We start from the raw sequence: 2,849 nt of genomic DNA on the forward strand, positions 1-2,849 counted from the left end.
CGCAGGTCGAAGACTGACGCACTCGATGCCAACGTCATCGTTGAGTTCGCCATGCGCATGGAGTTCGAACCGTGGAAGCCGCCAGAACCTCACACGTTTGATCTACGGGTGATCGACGACAATTACTTCTGCCGGTCGACGACAACTAGAACTGCCGGTTCGTCTCTGTCGCCGTAGTTGTCGCTGCCTCACCCTCCGGGTTGGGGGTGGCGTGGATGGTGACGGACGAGCAGGTGGAGTTGTTGAGGCGGAAGCGTATGGATGGGAAGAGCCAGGAGGCCGCGGCAGCGGCCGCAGGGATGAGTGTTCGGACGGCAAGAGCGTGGGAGCAAGGGCCGCTGCCCTCGCAGGCGAAGAAGAGGCGAAACTGGCGAACGCGTAAGGATCCCTTCGAGGCAGTCTGGAAGTCGGATATCGAACCTCTGCTTGTGCGGGACGACGACCGTGTTCTTGAAGGTCCGACGATCTTGGAACTCCTCGAGCAACGCCATCCGGGCCAGTTCGGTGCGGGCCAACTCCGCACGCTTCAGCGCCGGATCCGAGACTGGCGTGCAGTTCACGGACCCGATCGCGAGGTCTTCTTCGAGCAAGTTCATCCGCCTGGACGTGAGGCACAGATCGACTTCACGCACGCAACAGAACTCGGTGTGACGATCGCTGGCGCTCTCTTCCCGCACCTTCTCTTCGAGTTCGTCCTCTCGTTCAGTGGGTGGCGTTGGGTGTGCTTGGCTTCGGGCGAGACGTATGAGGCACTGATGGACGGGGTGCAGGGCGCGCTGTGGGGGCTGGGCGGAGCGCCCGAAGTGATCCGCAGCGACAACCTCTCGGCGGCGACCCACGAACTGAAGCGCAGTGGTGGGCGTGCCCTCACCGAGCGCTTCGCGCTCCTGCTTGGCTACTACGGACTTCGATCGACGCGTATCCATCCGGGGCGATCGCATGAGAACGGTGTCGCAGAGCAAGCACATCGGCGATTGAAGTCTGCACTTCGACAAGCCCTGGTCATCCGTGGCAGTCGCGACTTCAACTCGGTCCCGGACTACGAGCAGTTCGTTCAAGAGGCTGTCGCTCAACTCAACCGCCGCGCGAAGAACAAGATCGAAGAGGAGCGCGCTCATCTCCGTGCGCTCCCTGCGCGTCGTCTCCCGGCCTATACGTCCTATCGCTTGAAGGTCCACAAGTGGAGCACGATCCGTCTCTCAAACAAGACCTACTCGGTGCCTTCGCGGCTGCGAGGCCATGAAGTTGAAGCGCGCCAGTTCGCGAACGAGGTGGAGATCCATTACCGAGGCCAGTTCGTAGAACGGATGCCGCGGCTTCGCGGAGGCGACAACCACCGGGTCGACTACCGGCACGTGATCTGGTCGCTCGTCCGCAAGCCGGGTGCCTTCGCACGCTACCGCTTCCGCGAAGAGTTGTTCCCGACGACCACCTTCCGCCGTGCCTACGATGCACTCGTTCGCTTCAAGGGCGAGCGCGCAGATATCGAGTATGTACGAACGCTTCATCTTGCAGCGAGCACGATGGAGTCCAGCGTTGAGGAAGCTCTCCACACACTCTTGGATCGCAGGCTTCCGTTCGACTACGTGGCAGTCCGCGATCTTGCGGCCCCGGTCAAGCCCGAGGTCCCAGAGCTCGAAACGCCCGTGGTTCCCGACCTGGCCGCATACGATGCGTTGCTCGTGGGGGCGATCCGATGACGATGTCCGGACACGAACGTATCGAGGCTCTGTGCCGCGAGTTCCGTCTTCCTACCGTCGGAGCTGAGGTTGTAGCGCGCTTCCAGACTGCCGAGCACGGCCCTGCACTCGAGACGCTGCTGGCTGTCATGGAACTTGAAGCGAGTGATCGTCGCCAACGTCGCGTCGAACGCATGCGCCGGGCTGCCAAGCTTCCGGCGGGCAAGGTCTGGGAAGAACTCGACTTGAATCGCTTCCCGGTGAAGCTGCAACAACAGCTCGAGGAACTCGCCACGGGCAGCTTCGTGGATCAGGCCACGAACGTTCTTGCGTTCGGCCTACCCGGCACGGGTAAGACCCACGCCATGGCGGCACTGGCTGACCGGCTCATCGAGGTGGGGCACTCGGTTCACTTCGTCCCGACCTACCAGCTCGTTCAGGACTTGCTCGCAGCCAAGCGTGACCTCGAGCTCCCAAGGGCCCTGCGCAAGCTCGATCGCTTCGACGTCCTGATCCTCGACGACCTCGGCTACCTGAAGCAAAGGGCCGACGAAGCGGAGGTGCTCTTCACCCTCATCGCTGAGCGCTACGAACGCCGCTCCATCATCATCACGAGCAACATGGTGTTCAGTCAATGGGAAGAGATCTTCCAAAACCCGATGGCCACCGCTGCCGCGATCGATCGGATCGTCCACCACTCGGTGATCACCGAGTTCGACGTACCGAGCTACCGCACCGCAGTGGCTCAGGAAGAAGCGAAGAAGCCCGCATCAAAGAAACAGAGGGCAACCAAGAAGAACAACCGGAGGTGATGGCCACCTCCGGTGACCGTTCCCTCAGGTCAGACGATGGGGGAACCCAATACACCGGCAGAAATAGTTGTCGTACTCCGGCAATAGTGGTTGACGTCGATCACTCGAGTGGTGCGATGTGGCGGAACCGGAGATTCGTGTTCTTCAGGCAGCAAAGAACGACGGCAGTTACACGCTGGACTTTGAGCCCGTCGTCTAGCGCGAATCCTGAGACGGGCTCAACCGTAGATCCCGATTGTTCCGGCGAGTGAATGTGGGCATGTGTCCCCGAAAGTGTGACTGTGGCAGATCGGGGCGTTGGTCCTCGATGGCCCGTCGAGACAACTGTGATCCTATTCGACTGAATCAGGGGGCAGGC

2 protein-coding genes are annotated in these 2,849 nt (G+C 61.3%); both read left to right on the forward strand.

Features of this window, described 5'->3' with window-relative positions; translation table 11 throughout:
• Nucleotides 1–215: 215 nt before the first annotated feature.
• Nucleotides 216–1,700 carry an IS21 family transposase gene (locus GY725_12480; protein ID MCP4005002.1) on the forward strand — a complete coding sequence of 495 codons (1,485 nt, stop codon included), beginning with the start codon at nt 216–218 and terminating at the stop codon, nt 1,698–1,700.
• A gap of 2 nt (nt 1,701–1,702) precedes the next feature.
• Complete coding sequence (locus GY725_12485; protein ID MCP4005003.1) at nt 1,703–2,491, forward strand: ATP-binding protein; 789 nt, start codon at nt 1,703–1,705, stop codon at nt 2,489–2,491.
• Nucleotides 2,492–2,849 lie beyond the last annotated feature (358 nt).

This window comes from bacterium (genome assembly GCA_024226335.1).
Lineage (GTDB): Bacteria > Myxococcota_A > UBA9160 > SZUA-336 > SZUA-336 > JAAELY01.